Raw genomic sequence first — 3812 nt, 5'->3', positions numbered from 1 at the left:
GCGAACACCGGCGAGGAATCCAACAACTCCACCGCCATACCCACCCACTGCGCCCCCTGCCCCGGAAACACAAACACCGGCTTGGTCACATCGCCCGAGGCGGCACCTGTCGCCACGACGTTCGGCCCGATCAGCACGGCACGGTGCTCAAAGACAGGACGGTCGTTCTGGAGTGACCAGCCGGCGTCCACCGGATTCAGATCATGTGCACGGATGTGCGACAACAGGCGCTCCACCTGCTCCTCAAGGGCTTCGGAGGACCGGGTGGACACCGTGAGCGGTACGACGGGCGGCTGTTGCGCACCGGAGGTGTCAGCGGACGGTTCCTCCACCGGTTCCGGCTGTTCCAGGACGACGTGCGCGTTCGTACCGCTGATACCGAACGACGACACGCCCGCCCGTCGCGGACGGTCCTCCGCCTCCCACGGCCGCGCCTCGGACAGCAACTCCACCGCGCCCGCCGACCAGTCCACGAACGGCGATACGTCGTCGGCATGCAACGACTTCGGCAGCACACCCTGCTGCATCGCCGTCACCATCTTGATCACACCGGCCATGCCCGAAGCAGCCTGCGTATGACCGATGTTGGACTTCACCGACCCCAGCCACAACGGACGGCCCTCCGCCCGCTCCTGCCCATACGTCGCAATCAACGCCTGCGCCTCGATCGGATCACCCAGCCGCGTCCCCGTACCATGCGCCTCCACCACATCCACATCCGCCGCCGACAACCCCGCGTCCGCCAACGCCGCCCGGATCACCCGCTGCTGAGACGGACCATTCGGAGCCGTCAGACCATTCGACGCACCGTCCTGATTCACCGCCGAACCCCGCACCACCGCCAGCACCCGATGCCCACGACGCCGCGCATCCGACAACCGCTCCAGGACCAGCACACCCACGCCCTCCGACAGGGCGAACCCGTCGGCCGCTGACGAGAAGGGCTTGCACCGCCCATCCTCCGCGAGCGCCCTCTGACGGCTGAAGGCAACGAACTGGCCGGGCCCGGTCATCACCGTGACGGCGCCCGCGAGGGCGAGCGAGCACTCACCGGACCGCAGCGACCGGACCGCCATGTGCAAGGCCACCAGCGACGACGAACACGCCGTGTCGACCGTCACCGCGGGACCCTCGAGCCCCAGCGTGTACGCGATGCGCCCGGACGCCACACTCGCCGCGGCCCCCGTCGCCAGATACCCCTCCGCTTCTCCGGTCGCCGCGCGGAGCCGGGCGGCGTAGTCCTGGTCGGCCATGCCGACGTACACACCCGTCGCACTCCCGCGCAGCGCCTTCGGATTGAGGCCGGCCCGCTCCAGGGCCTCCCAGGTGGCCTCCAGGAGCAGCCGCTGCTGCGGGTCCATCGCCACCGCCTCACGGGGCGAGATCCCGAAGAACGCGGCATCGAACTCCGCGGCGTCGTACAGGAATCCGCCCTCGCGGACATAGCTGGTGCCGGACCGGTCGGGGTCCGGATCGTACAGCGCCTCCAGGTCCCAGCCCCGGTCCGCGGGCAACGCGGAGACCGCGTCGGCCTCGTCCCGGACCAGCTGCCACAGGTCCTCGGGAGAACGCACCCCACCCGGGAAGCGACATCCCATCGAGACGATCGCGATCGGCTCGTCGCCCTCCCCGTTGTCCGACTCCCTGTTGTCCAACTCCCTGATGTCCGTCCCCGGGGCCGCGCCGGAATCGCTCAGCTCACCGAGGAACGCGGCCAGCGTCGCGATACTGGGGTGGTCGAACACGACGGTGGTGGGCAGGCTCAGTTCGGTGGCCCGGGCCAGCCGGTTGCGCAGTTCGACAGCCGTCAGGGAATCGAACCCGAGCTCCTTGAAAGCGCGCTCGATCTCAAGGGAGCCGGCGTCGTCATGGCCGAGCACCGAGGCCACCTGCTCGCGCACGAGTTCCTGGAGCACCGCCAGGCGCTCGGTCGGCTCGAGCCCGGACAGCCGCTCGGCCAGGGCGGACTCGCGACCGGAACCCGGCTCCTCGCCCTCGTCCGTGCGGGCCTCCGGCAGCTCGGCGAGCAAGGGACTGCGCCGTACGGAGGTGAACACACCGGCGAAGCGCTGCCAGTCGACGTCGGCGATCGCGACGAAGGTCTCGTCGAGGTCCAGTGCCTGTTGGAGCCCCGCGACGGCGGTGTCCGGGTCGATGACCGGCACCCCCCGGCGGCGGAGCGTGTCCTGTACCGACTCGGCGATCATGCCGCCCCCAGCCCAGGGCCCCCAGGCCACCGAGAGGACGGGCACACCGTCGGCGCGCCGCCGCTCGGCACACGCGTCGAGGACGGCGTTGGCGGCGGCATACGCCCCGTGGTCGGCCACGCCCCAGGTACCGGAGATGGAGGAGAAGTACACGACCGCGTCGAGTTGGGCAGGGTCGAGCAGGGCGTGGAGGTGATCGGCGCCCAGCACCTTGCCCGACAGCGCGGCGGCCAGGTCACCGACACCGGCCGTGGCCAGGGTGCCGAGTGGGCTGACGCCCGCCGCGTGCACGACCGCGCGCACGGGGGTCGCGCCGTCCTGCTGGACCTCACGCAGGAGCGCGCCGAGCGCGTCCCGGTCGGCGACGTCGCAGGAGGTGACGGTGACCCGGGTGCCCTGCTGCTCCAGCTCCGCGCTCAGCTCCGCCATGCCCGGGGTGTCGGCGCCGCGACGCCCCGTCAGGACGAGGTGCTCGGCGCCGTTGCGAGCGAGCCAGCGGGCCATGCGCCGTCCCAGGGCACCGGTGCCACCGGTGATCAGAACGGTGCCGCGCGGCTTCCACCCCCTGGCAGCGGTGACGTCCTTGCACGGAGCGTGCACCAGCCTGCGTCCGAAGACGCCTGCCCCACGAATCGCCACCTGGTCTTCGGCCTGCCCGCCGGCGGCCACGTCCAGGAGCAGCCGAACGGTACGCGCGTCCACCACGTCCGGAACATCGACCAATCCACCCCAGCGCTGCGGGTGTTCCAGAGCCGCGACCCTGCCGAGCCCCCAGATGCCCGCCTGGACGGGGGCGGTCGGCGCAGGGTCCTGCTCCGTGGCCACCGCGCCACGCGTGGCACACCACAGTGGCGCGTCGATCTCCGCATCACCGAGCGCCTGCACGAGCGCGAGGCTCACCGCCAGGCCCACGGGGACGGAGGGGTTCTCCGGGTGCGGCTGTTCCTCGATGCCCGCCAGGGAGAGCACACCGGTGAAGGGCCCGTGCGCGGCCTCGGCCCGAAGTCGCCCGGCCAGCGCTTCTCGCTCCGCATCCCGCACACCCAGGGTCAACACCCGCAGGTGGTGCGCCCGTTCACTCATCTCGTCCACGACGGCCTGTACGAGGGTGTCGTCCTCGTGGCCTTCAGGGATCACCAGGAGCCAGGTGCCGTCCAGCCCGGCGTCCGCAGCGGGGCGGGCCAAGGGCCGCCACACGATGCGATACCGCCAGCCATCCAGCTTGCTCCGCTCCCGACGCCCTTCGCGCCAGGACGACAGTGCGGGCAGCACCTCACCCAACGGCCCGGTATCCGCCACACCCAGGGTCGCGGCCAGCCCCTCAAGGTCCTCCCGCTCGATCGTCTCCCAGAACCGCGCCTCCACCGGATCCACCGCCACCGCGGGCCTGGACGGCTCCAGCCAGTAGCGCTGCCGTTGGAAGGCATACGTCGGCAAGTCCACCGGCCTGGGAACCTGCCCCGCGAACGCCGGCGTCCAGTCGACCTCCACACCCCGGACCCACACCTCACCCAACGAGGCATAGAACCGGCCCAGACCGCCGTCGCCACGCCGCAGCGTGCCGGCCACCACCGCCTCCGAGCCCGCAGCCTCCACCGTCTCAGC

Annotated in this window: 1 protein-coding gene; it reads right to left on the bottom strand. The window is 71.4% G+C overall.

Annotated elements, in window-relative coordinates:
* On the bottom strand, window positions 1-3812 hold a 3812-nt coding region (locus FGD71_RS47165; protein WP_181359088.1), incomplete at both ends, for an SDR family NAD(P)-dependent oxidoreductase.

The sequence above is a fragment of the Streptomyces sporangiiformans genome (assembly GCF_005768555.2).
Lineage (GTDB): Bacteria > Actinomycetota > Actinomycetes > Streptomycetales > Streptomycetaceae > Streptomyces > Streptomyces sporangiiformans.
Note: the sequence above shows the minus strand (reverse complement) of the source record. Positions and strands in the feature narration are given on the sequence as shown.